Genomic DNA, 17,706 nt, shown 5'->3' on the forward strand with positions numbered 1-17,706 from the left:
CTTTCTCTAAAGGTGTTCTGCGCTATATGGATAGTCAGTTGAAGATAAAAAAGCGTCGCCCTCGATTCGCATTACTCAATCTTTTGCTATTGGTAACTCTCACGGCACTGATCACAGGGCTTATACTTTCAGCACGTAAAAACGCGAAGCTGGAAGCTCAAAATGATGTGGTAAGCGAAGAGAATAAGCAGCTTCGAAACCAACTCGGAATTTTTCAAATTGGAGATCGCGACAAGATTCATGCCATACGTGTGCCTACGGAAGAAGGGCAGCCGCGTAAATATCGTCTCTACCTGCCAGCTGGAAGAAAATACACTCATTTTTTCAGACAGAATCAGATTCCAGAGAGTGAGTTGCCTCAACCTACCATGGATGGGAGCATTGCCCCGGGACGATGGCTGATCACTTTGGACTTTGACCGAGTAAAAGATGCCGTAACCAGAGACTTACAACCGTTCTGGACGATGACCATCAAGATCGTGGCCGAAGAAGATCCGGACGGGGGCGGTATAGCGCTAGGATTTTCATTCTCAGAAGAGGACAATGACTGGATCTTTAACAAAGAGACAGAGCATCTTGGCTTCGGAGTCGAGGAACGAGCACCAAAACTTCAATTGCATGATCCGGTAAAACCTTTGTTGATGTATCGTGCACGGGCGAGAAAATTAAAGGTCAATTCACGCCACCCAGATGGCAAGCCTTTAAATTTTGGCTTCGCCACGCAGCCGGGTGAAGTAAATGGTTTTATCTGGTGGATCGAATCGAAACCGCTTCCCAATAATTGATTTATGATAAGACACTTTTCACAGGTCAGGCGTAATCGCGTCGCACACGCGGTACCAAACGTCTGCAACTAGATATTCTGGGGAGTTGAAAAATCAAAGCGAGCTTTTCAGGTGCCACAAGATGATTATTTAGGGCGAAGACATGACTAGTAAGGTGACCGACGATGCTAATTTCGGCGTCTCCGTACAGCGGAGCTCACAGTACCCAGCTGAATGGTTTTGCGAACGGCGCTGCTAGGCCGCCGCCCGATACGACTTCAGATGCCCACCCAGTTCCTCAACGCAGACAATCTTCTGCTTCTTGAAGTCGATCGTGGCTGGTGGTGACTCGTCTGGTACCGGTGGTAAATGATCCCTTGCACTGTGACCCCGTCGATGGTTGTACCAGTTTTGAGTCACCTTCAAGATACGACCTAAATCTGATTCGCTGACAATGCAACAGCCCTCAAGGGCAACCTTTCTCAGGTCGCTATAATTCAGGCCAATGAGTTCGCTGTGATTATCTCAAAGCTGCGCAAAATTATTGGCTTGGCTACTGTCACTTGCCTAGTTGCGTAGCGTTCTTCGCGAGTTGAGCTTCAAACGTTTCATCAAAATAAATCGTGCGACTTAACTGCGGCTTTAGTTCGCCTTCTGGAAGTAATCTAACAGCTTGGCCATCGATCTCAGCGTAACCAATTGACATGTGATTGATTCTGCCAGGAGTTGACTTTTCTGCAAATGCAAATTCTCTACCTTGGTTGAGCCAAATGCGACGCGATGTTAGGCCGCTCAGCCATCGTTTGTGACCAAGACCGCCAGGCGTGTCTGCTTCGACGACGTCGGCAGATACCCAGCCGTAATTCGGAACGAAGTATTCGACCCAACAACGATAGCCTGGGTCTACCTCTTTTCCTCGATTCTTTTCTTGCAACCGGTAACCCATGTTTAGTCTGGCCGGAATACCGCGAGCGCGCGCCAATGTAATGAAATACGAATTCAAATCAGTGCAACATCCGCCACCTTGTTTTTTGCAAACCGATGCATCGCCAATTCCACAAGTCGGCATATTGGGATCACTGGTGTATGAGTAGTGATCCACGGTAGCAGCTACGTGCTCGAGCAATAACTTCGCTTGGTTGGCAATGCTCGTCTCCTTGCCGCAGACTTGGTCGGCAATCGCTTGGAACTCAGGGGTTACCGTCATGTGCGGCGCATCTTGAACTAGAAATTCAGACAGCAGTTGTTTTAGCGTATCGTTCAGCTCGCCGGACTTTAAAGCGTCGACTTCGGTGTATTCTGGTTCTCGCAGAATGCTAAATGAAGTCTTTACGACCAATGAGTCGGTCATCGGCTTTTTGACTTCGGTGTAAAGAAAAGTCCCAGGTCTTTCGGAGTCGTTAACCAGCTTCCACTCGCCAGGGCAATCAACAATTTCGAAGTTGAGCAACTTTTGATTCTTGGCATCGCTAGGAAGTGATATCCAGAGTTGCACCAATTTCGAACCTGTCGGAATTTCGGTCAGTCGAACCGACTGTTCTATCTGATAAGTATTGACCCGCTCAGCCGACTCTAAAGAGTCAGGAAACATGTCCATGAAACTGAAGAGTTTCATGCCGCTGGTCTTGTGCAACGATCCTTCTATCTGTTTTGTTGGACTTTTAAGGTCTTGCGCCAACGCCTGTGTTTGCCCAACCAGAGCCAAAGCCAGAACAACTTTCGTTCCGAAGATCTTCGAATACATGACCGTACCTAACCGCCTAAAAGAAAAATCCTGAACTTTACTCAAGTACCCTATTCTAGCCAAATGCAGACTGAAGAACAACGAATTGATCTCATTCCCTGGTTTGCTGAAGTCTTGGCTTTAACGATTAGGCGGACAAACCCTCCGTTAACGTTTAGAACAGAGCGATTGTGCTGATCAAGCCGAAGACAAGGGATGAGTTTTAGAATTGGATTTCTCCACTTGGAGTATCCAGCTAGCGACATTCAGCGATTGGCTTAGATCAATGACACCTAAATCAATAGTATCCAGTCTAATTGGATGCCTCTTAGCGTGTTCTAACTGCATGGGCCAATTCGAGTACACTCTGTTCCGTCAGCCCGAAATTCAACAAGCACCGGAGGGACTTGAAATAGCCTCCGAGATTGGAATACCGGTTGGTGAGTCTGTTCCGCAAGAAACAATGCCAGAAGTCAACGGCCCGATGGTTGACAACATCGCCGAAGAGACTTCAGCATTGCCGCAAAATATCGCGGTAATTCAACCGCTTCCAACGCCGTACGTCATCGGTTCTGACCTAGAACTCAAAGGCAAAGTTAACAACGGTGGTCTGCAATTCGAGACAGCAAACAAAGATTTTAGGTTTCATGTTGGAGGACTCATTCAACAAGATTACGCTTTTTTCAGTCAAGATGAAGCACTTAAAGCACCACCGGGTGGAGGACCTGGACCAAGCGGCGGTGTGGGCGATTTGCAAGATGCCGTTTTCTTTCGACGCGGACGAATCAAGTTTGACGGCATTGCCCACGATCTGATCGAGTGGGATTTCGACTGTGAGTTAATTGCTAACAACAACGTCACCTTCGATGATCTATGGGTTGGCTTAACGCAACTGCCTGGCGTTGGAAATGTGAGAGCGGGCCATGTGAAAATCCCCATGGGAATCGAGTCAATGACGAGTAATCGTGCATTTACATTTGTGGAACGAGCGGCCATCTTCGATTCGTTCCTACCAGAATACGGCCCGGGCGTTCTAGCGTTTGATTCTTATCAAGATGGTAGGTTTGCTTGGGCCGCCTGCGCACACCGCTTGGATCCATTGGGCAATGGTACTGACAGCGGCGATGGCCAGTGGAACGGAACCTTTCGCGCTGCGTCGCTTGCATTCAAATCCTCAGACGAACGGCACTATCTCCATTTGGGAGGAGCTTACAGCATTCGAGACGATCGCGGCGGAAGCGTCCGCTTCAGAGCACGTCCCGAATATCGCGACACAACAAACGTATCGAGCCTCAATAATCGATTCGTTGACACGGGTGATATTGCCGCTGACGACTACAATTTATACCAGAGCGAATTTGCTTGGATCACCGGAGCGTTCTCAACCCAGGCTGAATATGTATATGCTGACGTCAATGCGACTGGAGGCGATCAAGCCTTCAATGGTGGGTACGCTATGATGAGCTACTTCTTGACTGGAGAATCTCGACCATATGACAAGCGTACAGGAAGGATGGGACGAGTAAAACCGATCGAAAGCTTTTTTCTCGCTCGTGGGACCACGAGTAGTCCGCGAGGTATCGGCGCTTTTGGCCGAGGTGCTTGGGAGCTAGCTGGGCGTTATTCGTGGGTTGACTTAACTTCGAGCAGTATCCCTGGCGGAGTCCAAGAGTCGATGACGTACGGAGTCAACTGGTACTGGAACTACAACTTTCGCATGCAGTGGAACTATATCCATGCCCTGCGAGAAGCGGATGCACCCGCATCAATCTCGGGTTCAACTGACGCATTCGTAATGCGAATGTCCTTCGATATTTAGTAGGCGACAAGTAGTTATGAACAAGAAATTTAACGCACTTTTGCTTTTAAGAGCCTCCGGGAACTGTCTTGCAATTCTTGTAACGCTCATCGCCACATCATTTGTCGCAGCTCAAGAAGCTGCACGCTGGAAGTGTCCGGTCTGCGAGGCATGCGTGGAACCGATCAAGTTGAGTTGTCCCGGAGTGAGCACGACAACAAAATCGACGACAAACTATTCCATGAAATGCGAGGATATCTGCTTATCCAGGCCTGATCCTTGTGGAAACTGCGTGTCCAAGTTCGTATCGTGCCATCTCCCGTCAACTTGGCAAGCGTGGAGCAAGTTCACAATGGGAATTGTTCGCGAAAAGCGAAGCTTACAAAAAATAGTCGATTCAAAAGAGGTGAAGACCGTCAGTTGCGACGTCGTTTATCAATGTCCGTGCTGCCACGAAAAATTCAAACCCGAAACAAAGTAAACCAGAGAAACGAAGCATCAGTTTATCCACTGACGATAGAACGTCATTCTTGGTGTAGCTTCTACCCGGCATCAATGGGAGTTAAAGTTCCGGCCAAGAGACGCTCGCTATCTTGGGTAATTTACGGTACTCACCTCGCGGCATAAAAAGTCTGCATTTTGATTCTTACGCATGTTGATTGCTTGAAGCGAGCTTTTCAGGTGCAACAAGATGATTATTTGGGGCGAAGAAATGACTTACTAGGTGATCGCCGACGCAATTTTCGACGCCTCCGCGCAGCTGAATTCGCAGTATGCACATGAATCGTTTTACGGAAGAAATATTTACGCAGCAGCTCGATACGACTTCAAATGCCCACCGAGCTCTTCAATGCAGATAATCTTCTGCTTCTTAAAATCGATTGTGGCTGGTGGTGACTCGTCTCGTACCGGTGGTAAAAGATCGCGGGCGCTGTGACCGCGTCGATGGTTGTACCAGTCTTGCGTCACTTTTAAGATGCGGTCTAGATGTGCCTCGCTGACAATGCAAAAGGCATTGAGCACCTCGTGCTTAATCGTTTGAATTACGCGTTCCACAAACGCTTGTAGGTTTGGAGATCGCGGGCAAGTCTTCTTAATCTTGCAGCCGGTCGATTCCATGATCTGGTCGAAAGATGCAATGTACTTCTTGTCATGATCTCGCTGCAGGATCGTGCAAGGAAGATTCTCTTCTTCAAGGTACATGCAGAAGTTTCGCGCTTGCTGGGTTGTCCACTCGCCGCTGGGATGAGCAGTGCAGGGGGATAGCCAAATGCGACGGCTACCAATGTGAATGAATACGATAAAGTAAAGGTCGACCATCCCTTTGATTGTCCATCTGCGTTTACATGCAAAATCGCACTGCCACATCGTGGCCGAATGTCGCTTGAGAAAGTCGGACCAAGTATCTGGATGGTCCTGAGGCTCAGGTGCCAGACCTGCATCAAGTAGAACATTCTTGACTGTCTGCCGAGAGATGCGATGGCCGAGCCTCCGCATGGTTTGGACGATCTTCGTGTAGCCCCAGCCAGTCTCATTGCGGATGCGAATAATGACATCGCTGATGCTCTCTTCGATACGCGGCCGACCGTTCTTTGCTGCTTGCTGGGTACATCTCTTGGAGGGCGCTTCACCCATCTGCCGCATCCAGCGTCGAAACGTCGAGTAGCTTACGATCGTCATTAGTTCTTTGATGCGAGCGCCGAGCAACTTACCATGTTTGATTAGCTTGCGACGCTCCTGATTGTTAAGACTGATTCGATCGGGTAGCTTACTCCGAAGGATCTGATTCTCTGCTTTGAGGTAGGCGATTTGTCGACCTAGCTCTTGTCGGGTGAGCGATGCAAGAAGTGTCAGAAGCGGGTGAATGATGGTAGCCATTGGAGCTGCGAAATCCCTGCAAATCCTGTGAAAATGGAAGTGGCAAGGTTTTTGTACCCCGCTCCGTGGACGAGAATAGGCAACTTTCTGGACGCCACAAGCTTGGTTGAACTGAGAGGCATCACAGTCAGTGAATCAGTGTGAAACTATCCGGGAGAACCGGCTTAGTTTACCGACCCAGTCGGCTGAACTTCGCTCGAGTGTGGTCTTCGAAAAAGCAACTCCCTGCAGCAGCATTACACCTGAGTCATGCAGATGAAAGTTTTCAGAGCAAGAAAAACTTCTCAGCTGCTGTTAAACGTTCTGAAAATCTTTCAGTAACGCGGCACGCTCAGGAGTAGCATAGCGAATCGGTCTCGAACTCTTTAAGTTCTTGAGATGCAACGAGTTATAAAACGTTGCTTGTTAAATGAGGTTCGAGAACAGGGTGAGTGCGGGGTCAAAACGGGCTGTTAAATGACTTTTCAGTAACGCGGCACACTCAGAACGCCCCACCGAAGCGGTCGCGAACTCCCTAAGTCATTGAGATTCCAGCACTTGAAAACAGACTTCTCAAAAGTTCTTCCAATTTCAGGGTCTGTACGGGGAGCCTTTCAGAACAGTATCGAAACTGGTCTGGTTTAGTAACGCAGAAAGCCGAGGTCTCTACCTCGGCTTTTTTGCGTTAAATCCCTAGGGTTTCGCGGCTTTCTTGTTAACCGCTGCTTCGAACTTCGCGTCTCTTCCCGCCCGGTCAACGTCCAGAATCGCCCATTTCCTGGCCCCCAACCCGTCCAGGAAAGCGAAATCTCTCAGACTCTCTCGGTTAACGGGACCAAACGGGTTAACAGAATTGGGGCTTTAGAGAGTACTGCCGGCGGCTGAAAACAGAGAGTTTGAGAGTCGCTCTTTTGGGGTGGCCAATTGCGGTTGCCGTGAGAGCGTGGCAAGTACTCCTCGCTTCAAAAACCGGTAAAATGTCTCGCCCGGCCAAAGAGGGAGTCATCATGTCGACCACACCATCCGCATCGTCCTTGTTCGACGAAGTAGCAACTCTGTTTGCTTCTGCACCGTCGCAAAACAGGATCCTCGAATTTCGCCCATCACAGGCAACCATCGAGCGAGCCAACCAGTTGCTTGAGTTGAATCGTGCCAAGGCGCTCGACGAGGCATCACGCCGCGAACTGGATCAGTTCGAACAGGCAGAGCTGCTCATGAGATTGGTCAAAGCTCGCATTCGAGCCAGCCAGAACGAAGGCTTGCCCCTGCAATGAGCCAGGCGTCTGCAGCAAACTGTTTACTTCACGGTTTGCGCCCAAGCAGATGAAGAGCTTCGGTCCGCACAGCGAAAGACATTCACTCAGCTCCAACAATGCCGATATCCGGGTGTTGCTGGGAACTGCGTTGTACATCCTCCTGTCCGTTGCCAAGCTAAGTGGCCGATGAAGCAGTGGGTATGTTGCTTTATAACGCTCCGGCTACAATCTGCCAGAACCGTAAATGAATAGTTCGCGACATCAATCATCTCTCACATCAAGCTAAGCCAAAATCGCTATGACCCTAAAAGACAAGATCATCATCGTTACCGGAGCCGCTTCTGGCATGGGACGCGCGGCGACTGAGTTGTTGTGCCATGAAGGCGCGGTGGTGTACGCCGCTGACCGGCAACAAGAGACTTTGGAACAGGGCTGCAAGACGACCGGCGCTTGTCCAAGTGTGATCGACATTAGTTGTTCGAGGGAGTGCGATGCGCTGGTGTCACGCGTTGTTCAGGAGCGGGGAAGACTTGACGGTATCGTTAACTTCGCTGGAGTCCTCAAACGCACCGGAATTCTTGACTGCACGGATGAGGAGTTCGACTTCGTCATGAATGTCAACGTCAAGGGTTGCTTCTATCTTTGCCGCGCCGCCGCTCGTGTGATGAAGAGACAGGGTTTCGGCTCGATTGTGAACGTCAGCTCGATTTGGAGTGACGTTGGTGCTGCCGGCGTGTTGGCCTACTGTGCCTCGAAAGGGGCCGTCAGCCAAATTACACGCAGCGCGGCGCTCGACTTGGCTGGCAGTGGCGTTCGCGTGAATGAAATTCGCCCGGGCGAAACCAATACGCCCATGCTCGCATCGGAGCGAGGCCGTTCGCTGACGCAACAGGAAATCGACGAAAAGCTTAAGCAGATCGCTGCCACCATCCCGGAGAAACGTCTTGCCGATCCGCGTGAGATCGCAGCGGCCGCACTCTTCCTTCTCTCCGATGCATCAAGCTACATGCAAGGAAGCGCTATTACCGTCGATGGAGGTTACACGGCATGCTAGACCATAGTTTTTACCGTCCCTTGGGACGCACGGGACTGTACGTTTCACCTATTTGTTTGGGATGCGACAATTTCGCGAATCCGACATCGGCTGAGGAGTCGTCCAGCATCATCAACTGTGCTATTGAGAATGGCATCAATCTGATCGATACCGCCAATGGATATGCCAACGGTCAGAGCGAAGAAATCATCGGTCGTTGTTTGAACGAAAACGGCCGGCGAGACGATGTGATTCTTGCGACCAAGGCTTACTACCCCGTCGGCAACAAAGGAATCAACGATCGAGGCAATTCCCGAAAGCACCTCATCAAGGCTTGTGAAGATTCACTACGTCGTCTGCAAACCGATTACATCGACCTTTATCAAACGCACCGCGTTTGTTTGCAAACGCCCTTGGAAGAGACACTCGGCGCGCTGACGGATTTACAGCGTCAAGGCAAGATCCGCTATGCCGGCTCCACAACGTCTCCTTCATGGAAGATCACTGAATCTTCGATGCTCGCCGATTACCGAGGTCTGATTCGCATGGTTTCTGAGCAGTTGCCTTACAATCTGCTGGACCGACGTGTTGAAAATGAAATCCTTCCGGCCGCGCAGGCAGCAGGACTGGCGGTATTCGTTTGGTCTCCCTTGGCGATGGGATTGCTAACGGGCCGCTACGACAGCAGCAAACCGGAGTCGTTTGACACGCCACGGTTCGGACGCGGCGGGATTTATGCTGAGCGGATCACTCATCGAGCGGCCGACGCCGGCCAGCAGTTTGTGAGTGTGGCGCGCGACTTCGACATCAGTCCCGCCCACCTGGCATTGCTATGGGTCAAAGATCAGCCTGGCGTCACGGCTCCACTTTGCGGCCCCCGAACTTTAGCCCAGCTAGAGGACGTTTTACCCGTCATGACAATGAGCTTGAGCGAGGCGATGCGCTGTGAGTGCGATAAAGTCGTCCCTCCCGGCAGCGCGATTGCCAACTTTCTTAATTCAGCACCTTGGATGAAAGGCCAACTCTTATAGTCGTTCCCCGTCTCAGAGGCACACAGCGAGGCGAATCCTCACAGTGTTTTGGTCGCTGCGTTATTATAAGGAAGCAGATCGCCACAGATCGCCTCTTTGCTTTAACCTCAGGTTTCATCTTGAATTCATATCACCGCTGGATACTCGCCGTTCTCATATTTGTATCAGTAACGTCGTCGTCGATGCGATGCTGTGTTGCCGACGAGCGGACTGCGTCGCCCGCACCGATTGCCGGGTATACCACGCACGAGGTGGAGGGCTGGGTCGTGCGGGTCAGCGAGCGATTGTCCCAGGAACAACCTGAGAAGACGCAGCGAGCGTTGGAGTTGCTCGCCGAGCAACTTCGCATCGTGATCCGCGTGTTGCCTGCGAGACCGTTGGCGTTCGTTCGCACGGTGCCGATTTGGTTCTCGCCACCTTACGCCGGCGTTCGTCCGAAGGCTGAATATCATTCCGACAAAGAGTGGCTCGAAAAAGAAGGTCGCATGAAGGAACTTTATCAATGCGTCGAATTCACCACGACAGCGATTTTCGAGCGTGAGATTGAGCGGATGCCCGTTATCGTGCTGCATGAACTCGCCCACGCGTACCATTACCAAGTGCTCGGGTTCGATAACGCCCTGATCAAAACCGCGTTCGAGCGGGCGCGTAATAGCGGCAGTTACGAAGTGGTGCTGCGCAACGACGGAAACAAAGAAAAAGCCTACGCGCTCACCAACCCGCAAGAGTATTTTGCGGAATCCACGGAAGCCTACTTTGGCCGCAATGATTTCTTTCCCTTTGTTCGCGAGGAACTGCAACAACACGACCCGGCGATGGTCAAGGTTTTGCAGGAAGTTTGGCAGGTCGAGCCGGATGCGAGTAACGCCGTTAACGTCAAGTAAATGCGTCAGTCGCCTCTTTGATGAAACAATTCACAGGACGTGCGCGCCTTGGGGCATGCCCACCTTGGCTCACACGCATGCCAACTCTTTGAATCGAGGTTTCAGATGCTGATTTGCTTTTTCCGGCAACACAAGAGTCGCGATGTCTTCGACCCATCGCTGCGGTACATCGATTGTTCTTCCCATTTGGCGTCCCACATTCGCAAACGTCTAATCCCAGTCAGAGCCGAGATCAACTACGGTACTGACCATGACCTTCGCAGAGGGCATTCAAAATCTTCTTTCGAATGTGCTGCCGTTGAATTGGTAAACACCGCCCTGTGCCATCGCGAACAGTAGATTCTGGTTCTGGTCTTCATAGATATCCAAAATCATCTGAGAAGCCAGTTCTTCATCGATCGCAAAATTGACGAGAGCCTTTCCATCGTATCGCCATGCTCCGGTGTCTCTATCGCCAAACCAGATGTTTCCGTGGCAGTCTTCGGCCAGAGCAAAAACAGATTGGAGTCCCGTATTCGCGGAGAATCGCTTGGCCAAAGTGTTTGATTCGAAGGTTTCCATGGGCAACAACTTCCCGTGCTCTTTGGAAAAATTGACGATGGTGTCGCCTTCTTTCAGCAATACGCCAATTCCATTATTGCCAATCCACAACCTGCCTTGGCTGTCTTCAAGAACGCTCCGCACATGAATTCGATCATCAGGTTCCGAATATCCGAGCGTTTCATCATTGATGATCGTTAGGTTGTCTCCGTTGTACCCAAAAACACCTGCGTAAGTGCTAATCCATAGCACATTGCTTTTTCCTGGCGAGAATCCAGTCACAGCGTAAGTATTCCCTGTGACCGAAGTCCTGGGGTTTGGAAAAGGCAAGTAGCGGATTTGTTGGCCATCGTATCGAAAAACGCCTTCACGAGTTCCAGCACTGAACCACAAGTCAGCATCCGATTTCCGCCATGGCTCAAGCAAATTGTCTGGCAATGCAAGAGTTGATTTGAATGCGGAAGGCGGCTGCGTTTCAGGGAAGGACACGAACGCGTCTCCAGCATAGCGGCTAACACCGCGCTGAGTATCAACCCAGATTGCGCCCTTGGTATCTTCTTGAATAGTGAGAATCTGATCGTCGGCCAGTCCATCTTTGGTGGTGAAGTATTCGAAAACTTCTCCATCGTATCGACATAGACCTTCACCATGACTTCCAAACCAGTAGTGGCCTCTACTGTCTTGGAAGATTGCGCGTACTCCCACGGTGAATTTGAGTCGATCGACTTCCGAAGTTTTGTTCTCGCCTGCAACGCCAAACGGCTCATCCGTCAAGACCACTTGCTGCCCAACCCAGTTGAAGAGTACGGAGCAAATGAAGAAGGAAAGGGCAAACGCGATTTTCATTGTAGATCTGTCCGTGTTGTTACAGCCAAAGCGCATGGTTAACAGTGCCTGCAGACGGAACAACGAGCCCAGCGGATTGACGATTCGCCTGGATTAGAACGGATTTCGATTGCACGGTTAAGCCTCGCTAGAAACTCCCATTTTAGCGACGATCATCAATTCAGCGATGACACCGAACATTACGCCGGCCGAGTAGCAAACGAGATCCGTCCACAGAAAACCGAACTCCAGCACCAGCCCGCCAAGCGTGAGCATACGTGCGTGCTTGACGAGGACCGAGTGTGTACTTGGCTTGGACTGTAAGAAGCGTTTCGTGGAAGTGCGCGAATAGCAACGCCGAGTGACGGCTTGATTCTGTAAGAAATAGTGGGTATTATTTCTTACATGAGCGGCAGAAAGAAATCACCATTAGCCATTGATTCCAAGATCCTTGCAGCGATCCAAAAGCAAGGACGCGGTTCGGTCTTTGTCCCGGTTGACTTCCTCGGAATCGGCAGCCGCGAGGCGGTTGACGTTGCGCTTCATCGACTAGTCAGGCACGGTGCTATTCGGCGATTGGCCCGCGGAATCTATGATTTCCCAAAGGAACACCCGGTCCTTGGCCCCCTGGAACCGTCCGCCGAGGCGATCGCCCGAGCACTGGCCGGACGTGACAGAACTAGGCTTCAGCCCGCAGGAGCATACGCGGCGAACACCCTTGGCTTGTCCGAACAGGTGCCAGCGAAGATCGTGTTCCTGACCGACGGTCCGGCCAGGACGGTCAAGGTCGGCCCGACCACGATCCAGCTTCGCAGGACGACGCCAAAGAATATGGAAACGGCTGGGCGGTTGAGCGGCCTGCTGATCCAAGCCCTGCGCGAACTGGGCCAGGCTCATGTGACGCCTGTACGAATCGCTCACCTCAAGCGCACCATCCCGTCCAGTGATCGAAAGGAGTTGCTCAAGGACATCCGTCTCGCACCGGCATGGATGCATCCGATCTTCCGGGAACTCGCCGGGGAGGAAGCATGAAGCTCGAATTCCTGTCACTTCCCGATGACGAACGTCGCCTTTACATCGAGCAGGCGGCAATCCGAAGAAGCCTATCCCCGGTGATCATGGAAAAGGATTTCTGGGTCTGCTGGCTGCTGGGCATTCTCTTCGAATCAGAATTCGCGGCCGACCTCGTCTTCAAAGGCGGAACATCGCTATCGAAGGTCTTTGGTGTCATCGACCGCTTCTCCGAAGACATCGACCTGTCGCTTTCGCCGCAATTCCTGAACTTGCCCGAGGCCGGTACGAGCCGCACTCAGGCGAACAAATGGATGGCAAAGGCCGAGGCGGCTTGCGGTCAGGCCGTACAAAACCTCATCGCACCATTACTGGAAGCGGCCACCATTGAAGCCCTCGGCGATCGCGGCCAAGCGTGGTTCGAATTTCTCACTGATCCTGCTACCCATTCGCCGGTGCTGCTCTTTCATTACCCTTCGACGCAGCCAGATGGACTCGCCTATCTCAAACGCTCTGTCAAGCTGGAATTTGGCTCGCTGACCGACCAACAGCCGACCGGCCGTCATCCGGTGATGCCTTGGATCGCAGACGTGCTTCCCGAAGCGTTTGCTGACTGGAAATGCGAAGTTGTTGCACTGGAGGTGCAGCGGACCTTTTGGGAAAAAGCCACCATACTTCACACGGAGTACCATCGTCCCGCTGACAAGCCCACACCAGACCGATTCTCGCGTCACTACGCCGATACGGCCGCTCTAGCAACACACGCCGATGCGATCAAAGCCGTAGGCGACAACGAATTGCGTAGTAGGGTCGCGCATTGGAAGAGCCGATTCTTTGGCAGTTCATGGGCAAGGTACGACGAGGCGGTATCAGGATCATTCCGTCTTGTCCCGCCGCCTGCAAGGCTTTCTTCGCTGAGGCAGGATTACCAAGCGATGCGCGATATGTATCTCTCGGAGCCAGCAAGCTTCGACGATATCCTGACGACGTTAGCCAAGCTCGAATCGAGAATCAACAGTACCGCACGACAGGATGGCTAACTCTTGTTGGAAGCATTCCATCTACCGACGCTTTCCAATTCAGCGACGACACCGATCATCACGCCGACCGAGTAGCAAACGAGATCCGTCCACAGAAATCCGAAACCCAGCACCAGTCCTCCCAGCGTGGTCTGGCGGATCGCGTCGATCCAAGGAGCGTGGTAGAGCTGGCTGATCTCCACCAGGAAAGTGAGAGCTAGCGAGATCGCAGCCCGTACCAGGATCGGTCGACCAACCAGCAACGTGCTAACCAGCAAAAACACCATCAGCGCCCACAGCGTATCGCCGGCGTACTCAGCCACGAATGCGGGAAGCTGCCCTCGGTATCTGCGTGATGCCAAGCCTGCAATAACGACAACTATGGCGGCGAGGAGGTAAACGAATCGAGTGCGAATCAATCAGTAGGCTCTTTCTATTTCGGTTGAGCGGGAGGACATTCCTTTGAACGCTTGGCATTCAATTCAATGTAATGCAGCCACGGCGTCGGCACATTGTCTTCGTAGAAAATAGCTTCGACGGGGCACTCAGGAATACAGGCTTCACAGTCGACGCATTCATCTGGGTGGATGTAGACCATGTCGGCGTCTTCGTAGAAGCAATCGCATGGGCAAACCTTCAGGCAAGCTTTATCTTTGCAGCCTTTGCACGGTTCAGTCACGACCATCGTCATAATCGGGTTCCTCCGGTTAGAATTGTTGGAAACAAAGCGGGTACCGGTGGAGGTGAGAAACTGGACAACAAAGCGGACAGCGAATTTCAAAAATTCTCAGATTCGAGTCTGACGAATCGAGCTAGCCATGAATTGGTCAGTCTGTGGCATTCAGGTTCACAGGACGCTGCACGTGTACTTCTGGCTCGGTACGAAGTCCGTTTGATTGCGTTGGTTGCGTCTCGACTCAATCGGAAATATCGCGACAGCATTGCTCCTGAAGATGTGGTCCAATCTGCCATGGGCAGTTTCTTCCGAGTCACAAGAGCAGGTGCCAACCCGTCCATCAAGCTCGAAAGTACGGCGTCTGCATGGAACATCCTGGCGACATTCGTTCGCCGAAAACTGGCGAGGGCATTGGAACGCGAGACCGCAGCCAAACGCGGTGGTGGACAAACTCGAGTGTCGCTCGATGATGTTGAACCCGTTCTAAGAACAAGTCCTTCCGCAACTGAAGCCAATGAATTGTTGGCTGAGATCCATTCATTGCTGAATACGGATCAATCGCAACTTCTCGAACTTCTGCTGGAGAATGCGACTCAAAGGGAAATCGCGGAACAGTTGGGAGTGGACGAACGGACTGTCCGCCGGCGCGTCAAAGCGATGCAAGACATTCTCAATGGGCAACTCGCTAGTATCGATAAACAAAATGGCATCCTACCAGATTCGACCGTTGAGACGATCAATCTTCCCAACATCAGTTACCGACAGTTTGTGCTTGGGAAACTCGTTGGCACCGGGGCACTCGGAAAAGTCTATCGCGCGAGATTGCAGACAGATGGTCAGGTCGTCGCTGTGAAGTTCATGCACCGACATTTATGGACCGACCCAGCTAGCAGACTCTCGTTTCTGCGAGAGATCGACCACGCTTCGAAGATCAACCACAGCGGCGTTGTAAAGTATCTCGGCTGGGGACAATCGCCACACGGTGGGCCTTATCTTGTCTGCGAATACGTCGATGGCCAGCCTCTCACCGAAGTTCAACTAAGCGACTCGGCGACCGCAGTGCAATGGCTGGCTCAAATTTGCGATGCCGTTGCAACCGCACATCGAGCGGGAGTCGTGCACGGTGATTTAACCCCTAACAACATTCTGCTTGATCACAACGGACGAATCGTCGTTACCGATTTCGGTTTTGCCTCGTACTCGCGAAAACCAAAAACAGGCGATGCTGCATTTGAGTCGATCGCATCACCTGGTGGAACGCTTGGTTTTGCCGCCCCCGAGCAGATCTCTCCTGCCTTCGGAGCGATCAGTTTCGCTACCGACATCTATGCCATCGGAGGAATCGCTTTCTATCTGCTAACCGGTCGCAGTCCTCATGACGTGAACTCGGTACTCGACACCGTCGCTGATTACGACGTGCGACTCCCTGGATCTGTTATGCTTTCTGCCAATTCAAAACTGGCCGCAGTTGCCGCCTTGGCTTTGAAGAAACCCGTAAACAACAGGCCTCAGTCTGCTGGTGTGTTGATCAAAATACTTTCAGGCTCATAGCCCAAGTTAGAGTCTTGTGGCTGAGCTGACATTTAATCCAGTAAGTCCACGCGAGCATCCTTCAAACGCAATCGAACCAACAGGTCACTGAGTGCCGCTCTGCCGGTTGGCATCTCTGGCAAATGCGATTCCTCATAGGTTCGTTCCAACTCTTTGGTCAATCGCTCGTATTCGGCACGATAAAAGTCCATGTCTGCAGCTTCCAAGACGCCTTTCTCTGCTCCAGTTTGCTTGCGATGGATCAACTCATCGAGGTACTTCAACTTGGCAGACTCGTTGAGCATGCACAAGTTTGCTTGAACCTCGCCGGTCTTCATCAAATGGCTGCCCGTCAGCAGCACGCGAAATGTATAAAGCAACGGCTTCACTTTTGGAGGCGATTCCTTTTCGAAGAGTCGCCACTGTGTCGCCGCAAAACCAAGATAGTGATGTGCGTGGTGCCGTGTAATGCAGTCGACTGCAATTGCCTTTAGCTCTTCATGTTCGGAGGTTGTGAATACGACCAATGGCGATAAGAGCTGCTCAAGCACATAGCCGTTGCGTTTCAGCATCAAGCCTATGAACTTTGCGACATCATGGGTGACCAAGTCAATCTCTAGGCCATCGTAGATCCCTTCCTTTTCAATCGTTTGCTCGCCTTCATCCAAGCTGACGACTGTCTTCAATGGCAACACATGCGTGCCTCGAAGATCGAAGTCTGAATCGGGGGACGGAAAACCATACAGGTGGGCACCACTGATTGTCGCGAACACGAGTGGAAATGGATGCGACTTCACATGCGTCATCATTTTTTCATAATCAATCATGGTAGCTCCAGCTGCATCGCCAGCCTTCTTGCGTGGATTAAGAACGTGTTGACTCTCTCGTAGTCAGGGCGATCGGGCAGCGACGTCTGCTTGTAAGCACTTTCAAACTCGACCTGCAAACGCTTACGCCAGGCATCGGCTTCCGCAAAGGGAACCTCGCCTCGTTTAATCGCCAGCAGCTGGTCGCGTGCTTCGCCGACTTCAACGGTCACTTTGCCTTCACGCAGAACATCGATTCCTGAAATCAATAGACGAATCAGGTGCATCACATGCTTCCATTTAACTCGCCCCTGATTGCGAATGTCGGTCTGCATCTTCTTGAATTGTGAGGCGACGTATCCGGAATAGGTTTGAAACACCAGCTTTGACAAAAACGCTTGTCGCATTCCGAGGAGTTCCTCCGCTAATGGTGTCGCAAACTCAACTATCGGAGAATAGAGACACTCCAGCACATTGGGGTTCGCCTTTAGGGCGAGCACTATGAACTTTTGCAGTTCCCAGTAGGCTTCTTGAGTCTCTTCGTTCTCCAACTGCTCGGGTACGCCGTACAGCGACCAATGCAATTCAGCGGGCGGCAGGTAGATACCGCGGCGATCGGTGTCGGACTGATCATCTTCCAAGCCGTAAGCCCTTGAGCCGATCACGCAGCGGTAGATGATTCGCTCGTTCAGGTCGATTAGCGAGGCATCATAGCTTCCACCGATGTGCTGGCGTTTGAACTCAGACAAGCGGATTAACTGATCATGATGTACAGCGGCTTCAAAGCCGTCATTGAACTTCACGCGATAGGCATGCGTGCGATCGACTGGTGATCGCACCACCACGCCGACAGAACCAGCCGGATGCGCGACACGCTGATTGACGAGGTAGGTGTCCTTTTGTACGACAACTTGCGTGCCGACAGAATAGATCAGTGGTTCCGTCACGATGCC

Annotated in this window: 16 protein-coding genes; 9 read left to right on the forward strand and 7 right to left on the reverse strand. The window is 51.7% G+C overall.

The window, feature by feature from the left end:
• The first annotated feature begins 26 nt into the window (after window positions 1–26).
• Entirely contained in the window at window positions 27–785 is a 759-nt protein-coding gene (locus SH451x_RS17390) for a hypothetical protein (RefSeq protein ID WP_479358258.1), read from the forward strand.
• Window positions 786–1,323: 538 nt separating this feature from the next.
• Here SH451x_RS17390 and SH451x_RS17395 read toward each other — a convergent pair.
• Window positions 1,324–2,508: a transglutaminase-like domain-containing protein gene (locus SH451x_RS17395; protein ID WP_479358259.1), complete on the reverse strand. Its 1,185-nt coding sequence runs from the start codon at window positions 2,506–2,508 to the stop codon at window positions 1,324–1,326.
• A 325-nt stretch (window positions 2,509–2,833) separates the two neighbouring features.
• On the opposite strand from SH451x_RS17395, the gene SH451x_RS17400 reads away from it, so the two are divergent.
• On the forward strand, window positions 2,834–4,306 hold the full coding sequence (locus SH451x_RS17400; RefSeq protein WP_479358260.1) for an OprO/OprP family phosphate-selective porin: 1,473 nt from the start codon (window positions 2,834–2,836) through the stop codon (window positions 4,304–4,306).
• A gap of 783 nt (window positions 4,307–5,089) precedes the next feature.
• Here SH451x_RS17400 and SH451x_RS17405 read toward each other — a convergent pair.
• Window positions 5,090–6,163, reverse strand: a complete 1,074-nt coding sequence (locus SH451x_RS17405; protein WP_479358261.1) for an integrase core domain-containing protein — start codon at window positions 6,161–6,163, stop codon at window positions 5,090–5,092.
• Window positions 6,164–7,149: 986 nt separating this feature from the next.
• On the opposite strand from SH451x_RS17405, the gene SH451x_RS17410 reads away from it, so the two are divergent.
• The 4 genes from SH451x_RS17410 (at window position 7,150) to SH451x_RS17425 (ending at window position 10,346) form a co-directional block, all read left to right on the forward strand.
• Window positions 7,150–7,416: a hypothetical protein gene (locus SH451x_RS17410; RefSeq protein ID WP_479358262.1), complete on the forward strand. Its 267-nt coding sequence runs from the start codon at window positions 7,150–7,152 to the stop codon at window positions 7,414–7,416.
• A gap of 280 nt (window positions 7,417–7,696) precedes the next feature.
• Window positions 7,697–8,452 (forward strand): SDR family NAD(P)-dependent oxidoreductase, encoded by a 756-nt coding sequence (locus tag SH451x_RS17415; RefSeq protein WP_479358263.1) that lies wholly within the window; start codon window positions 7,697–7,699, stop codon window positions 8,450–8,452.
• Window positions 8,446–9,462 (forward strand): aldo/keto reductase, encoded by a 1,017-nt coding sequence (locus SH451x_RS17420; protein ID WP_479358264.1) that lies wholly within the window; start codon window positions 8,446–8,448, stop codon window positions 9,460–9,462. Before SH451x_RS17415 ends, SH451x_RS17420 begins: the two co-directional genes overlap by 7 nt.
• A gap of 182 nt (window positions 9,463–9,644) precedes the next feature.
• The gene (locus tag SH451x_RS17425; protein ID WP_479358265.1) at window positions 9,645–10,346 is read left to right on the forward strand and encodes a M90 metallopeptidase family protein; all 702 of its coding nucleotides are present in this window, start codon (window positions 9,645–9,647) and stop codon (window positions 10,344–10,346) included.
• 270 nt (window positions 10,347–10,616) lie between these two features.
• Here SH451x_RS17425 and SH451x_RS17430 read toward each other — a convergent pair whose 3' ends face one another.
• Complete coding sequence (locus tag SH451x_RS17430; protein ID WP_479358267.1) at window positions 10,617–11,732, reverse strand: ligand-binding sensor domain-containing protein; 1,116 nt, start codon at window positions 11,730–11,732, stop codon at window positions 10,617–10,619.
• A 366-nt stretch (window positions 11,733–12,098) separates the two neighbouring features.
• On the opposite strand from SH451x_RS17430, the gene SH451x_RS17435 reads away from it, so the two are divergent.
• Window positions 12,099–12,743, forward strand: coding sequence for a DUF6088 family protein (locus SH451x_RS17435; protein ID WP_479358268.1), 645 nt, complete (start codon window positions 12,099–12,101; stop codon window positions 12,741–12,743).
• Entirely contained in the window at window positions 12,740–13,762 is a 1,023-nt protein-coding gene (locus SH451x_RS17440; RefSeq protein WP_479358269.1) for a nucleotidyl transferase AbiEii/AbiGii toxin family protein, read from the forward strand. Before SH451x_RS17435 ends, SH451x_RS17440 begins: the two co-directional genes overlap by 4 nt.
• Here the strand turns inward: SH451x_RS17440 and SH451x_RS17445 are convergent.
• Together SH451x_RS17445 and SH451x_RS17450 are read right to left on the reverse strand one after the other, a co-directional pair.
• On the reverse strand, window positions 13,759–14,160 hold the full coding sequence (locus tag SH451x_RS17445) for a ribosomal maturation YjgA family protein (RefSeq protein WP_479358270.1): 402 nt from the start codon (window positions 14,158–14,160) through the stop codon (window positions 13,759–13,761). The genes SH451x_RS17440 and SH451x_RS17445 overlap by 4 nt on opposite strands.
• A 14-nt stretch (window positions 14,161–14,174) precedes the next feature.
• Window positions 14,175–14,432: a ferredoxin family protein gene (locus SH451x_RS17450; RefSeq protein WP_479358271.1), complete on the reverse strand. Its 258-nt coding sequence runs from the start codon at window positions 14,430–14,432 to the stop codon at window positions 14,175–14,177.
• On the opposite strand from SH451x_RS17450, the gene SH451x_RS17455 reads away from it, so the two are divergent.
• Complete coding sequence (locus SH451x_RS17455) at window positions 14,325–15,968, forward strand: sigma-70 family RNA polymerase sigma factor (protein WP_479358272.1); 1,644 nt, start codon at window positions 14,325–14,327, stop codon at window positions 15,966–15,968. The genes SH451x_RS17450 and SH451x_RS17455 overlap by 108 nt on opposite strands.
• Window positions 15,969–16,000: 32 nt before the next feature.
• Here SH451x_RS17455 and SH451x_RS17460 read toward each other — a convergent pair whose 3' ends face one another.
• Entirely contained in the window at window positions 16,001–16,774 is a 774-nt protein-coding gene (locus tag SH451x_RS17460; protein ID WP_479358273.1) for a nucleotidyltransferase domain-containing protein, read from the reverse strand.
• Window positions 16,771–17,700, reverse strand: coding sequence for a nucleotidyltransferase domain-containing protein (locus tag SH451x_RS17465; protein WP_479358274.1), 930 nt, complete (start codon window positions 17,698–17,700; stop codon window positions 16,771–16,773). Before SH451x_RS17465 ends, SH451x_RS17460 begins: the two co-directional genes overlap by 4 nt.
• Window positions 17,701–17,706: the final 6 nt, after the last annotated feature.

The organism is Njordella aestuarii, from assembly GCF_056494165.1.

Excerpts from the sequence above, each read along its gene's own strand:
- SH451x_RS17390 (WP_479358258.1), top strand. The coding sequence starts at position 27 with ATGGATAGTCAGTTGAAGATAAAAAAGCGTCGCCCTCGATTCGCATTA.
- SH451x_RS17395 (WP_479358259.1), bottom strand. The coding sequence starts at position 2,508 with ATGTATTCGAAGATCTTCGGAACGAAAGTTGTTCTGGCTTTGGCTCTG.
- SH451x_RS17400 (WP_479358260.1), top strand. The coding sequence starts at position 2,834 with ATGGGCCAATTCGAGTACACTCTGTTCCGTCAGCCCGAAATTCAACAA.
- SH451x_RS17405 (WP_479358261.1), bottom strand. The coding sequence starts at position 6,163 with ATGGCTACCATCATTCACCCGCTTCTGACACTTCTTGCATCGCTCACC.
- SH451x_RS17410 (WP_479358262.1), top strand. The coding sequence starts at position 7,150 with ATGTCGACCACACCATCCGCATCGTCCTTGTTCGACGAAGTAGCAACT.
- SH451x_RS17415 (WP_479358263.1), top strand. The coding sequence starts at position 7,697 with ATGACCCTAAAAGACAAGATCATCATCGTTACCGGAGCCGCTTCTGGC.
- SH451x_RS17420 (WP_479358264.1), top strand. The coding sequence starts at position 8,446 with ATGCTAGACCATAGTTTTTACCGTCCCTTGGGACGCACGGGACTGTAC.
- SH451x_RS17425 (WP_479358265.1), top strand. The coding sequence starts at position 9,645 with ATGCGATGCTGTGTTGCCGACGAGCGGACTGCGTCGCCCGCACCGATT.
- SH451x_RS17430 (WP_479358267.1), bottom strand. The coding sequence starts at position 11,732 with ATGAAAATCGCGTTTGCCCTTTCCTTCTTCATTTGCTCCGTACTCTTC.
- SH451x_RS17440 (WP_479358269.1), top strand. The coding sequence starts at position 12,740 with ATGAAGCTCGAATTCCTGTCACTTCCCGATGACGAACGTCGCCTTTAC.
- SH451x_RS17450 (WP_479358271.1), bottom strand. The coding sequence starts at position 14,432 with ATGACGATGGTCGTGACTGAACCGTGCAAAGGCTGCAAAGATAAAGCT.
- SH451x_RS17460 (WP_479358273.1), bottom strand. The coding sequence starts at position 16,774 with ATGATTGATTATGAAAAAATGATGACGCATGTGAAGTCGCATCCATTT.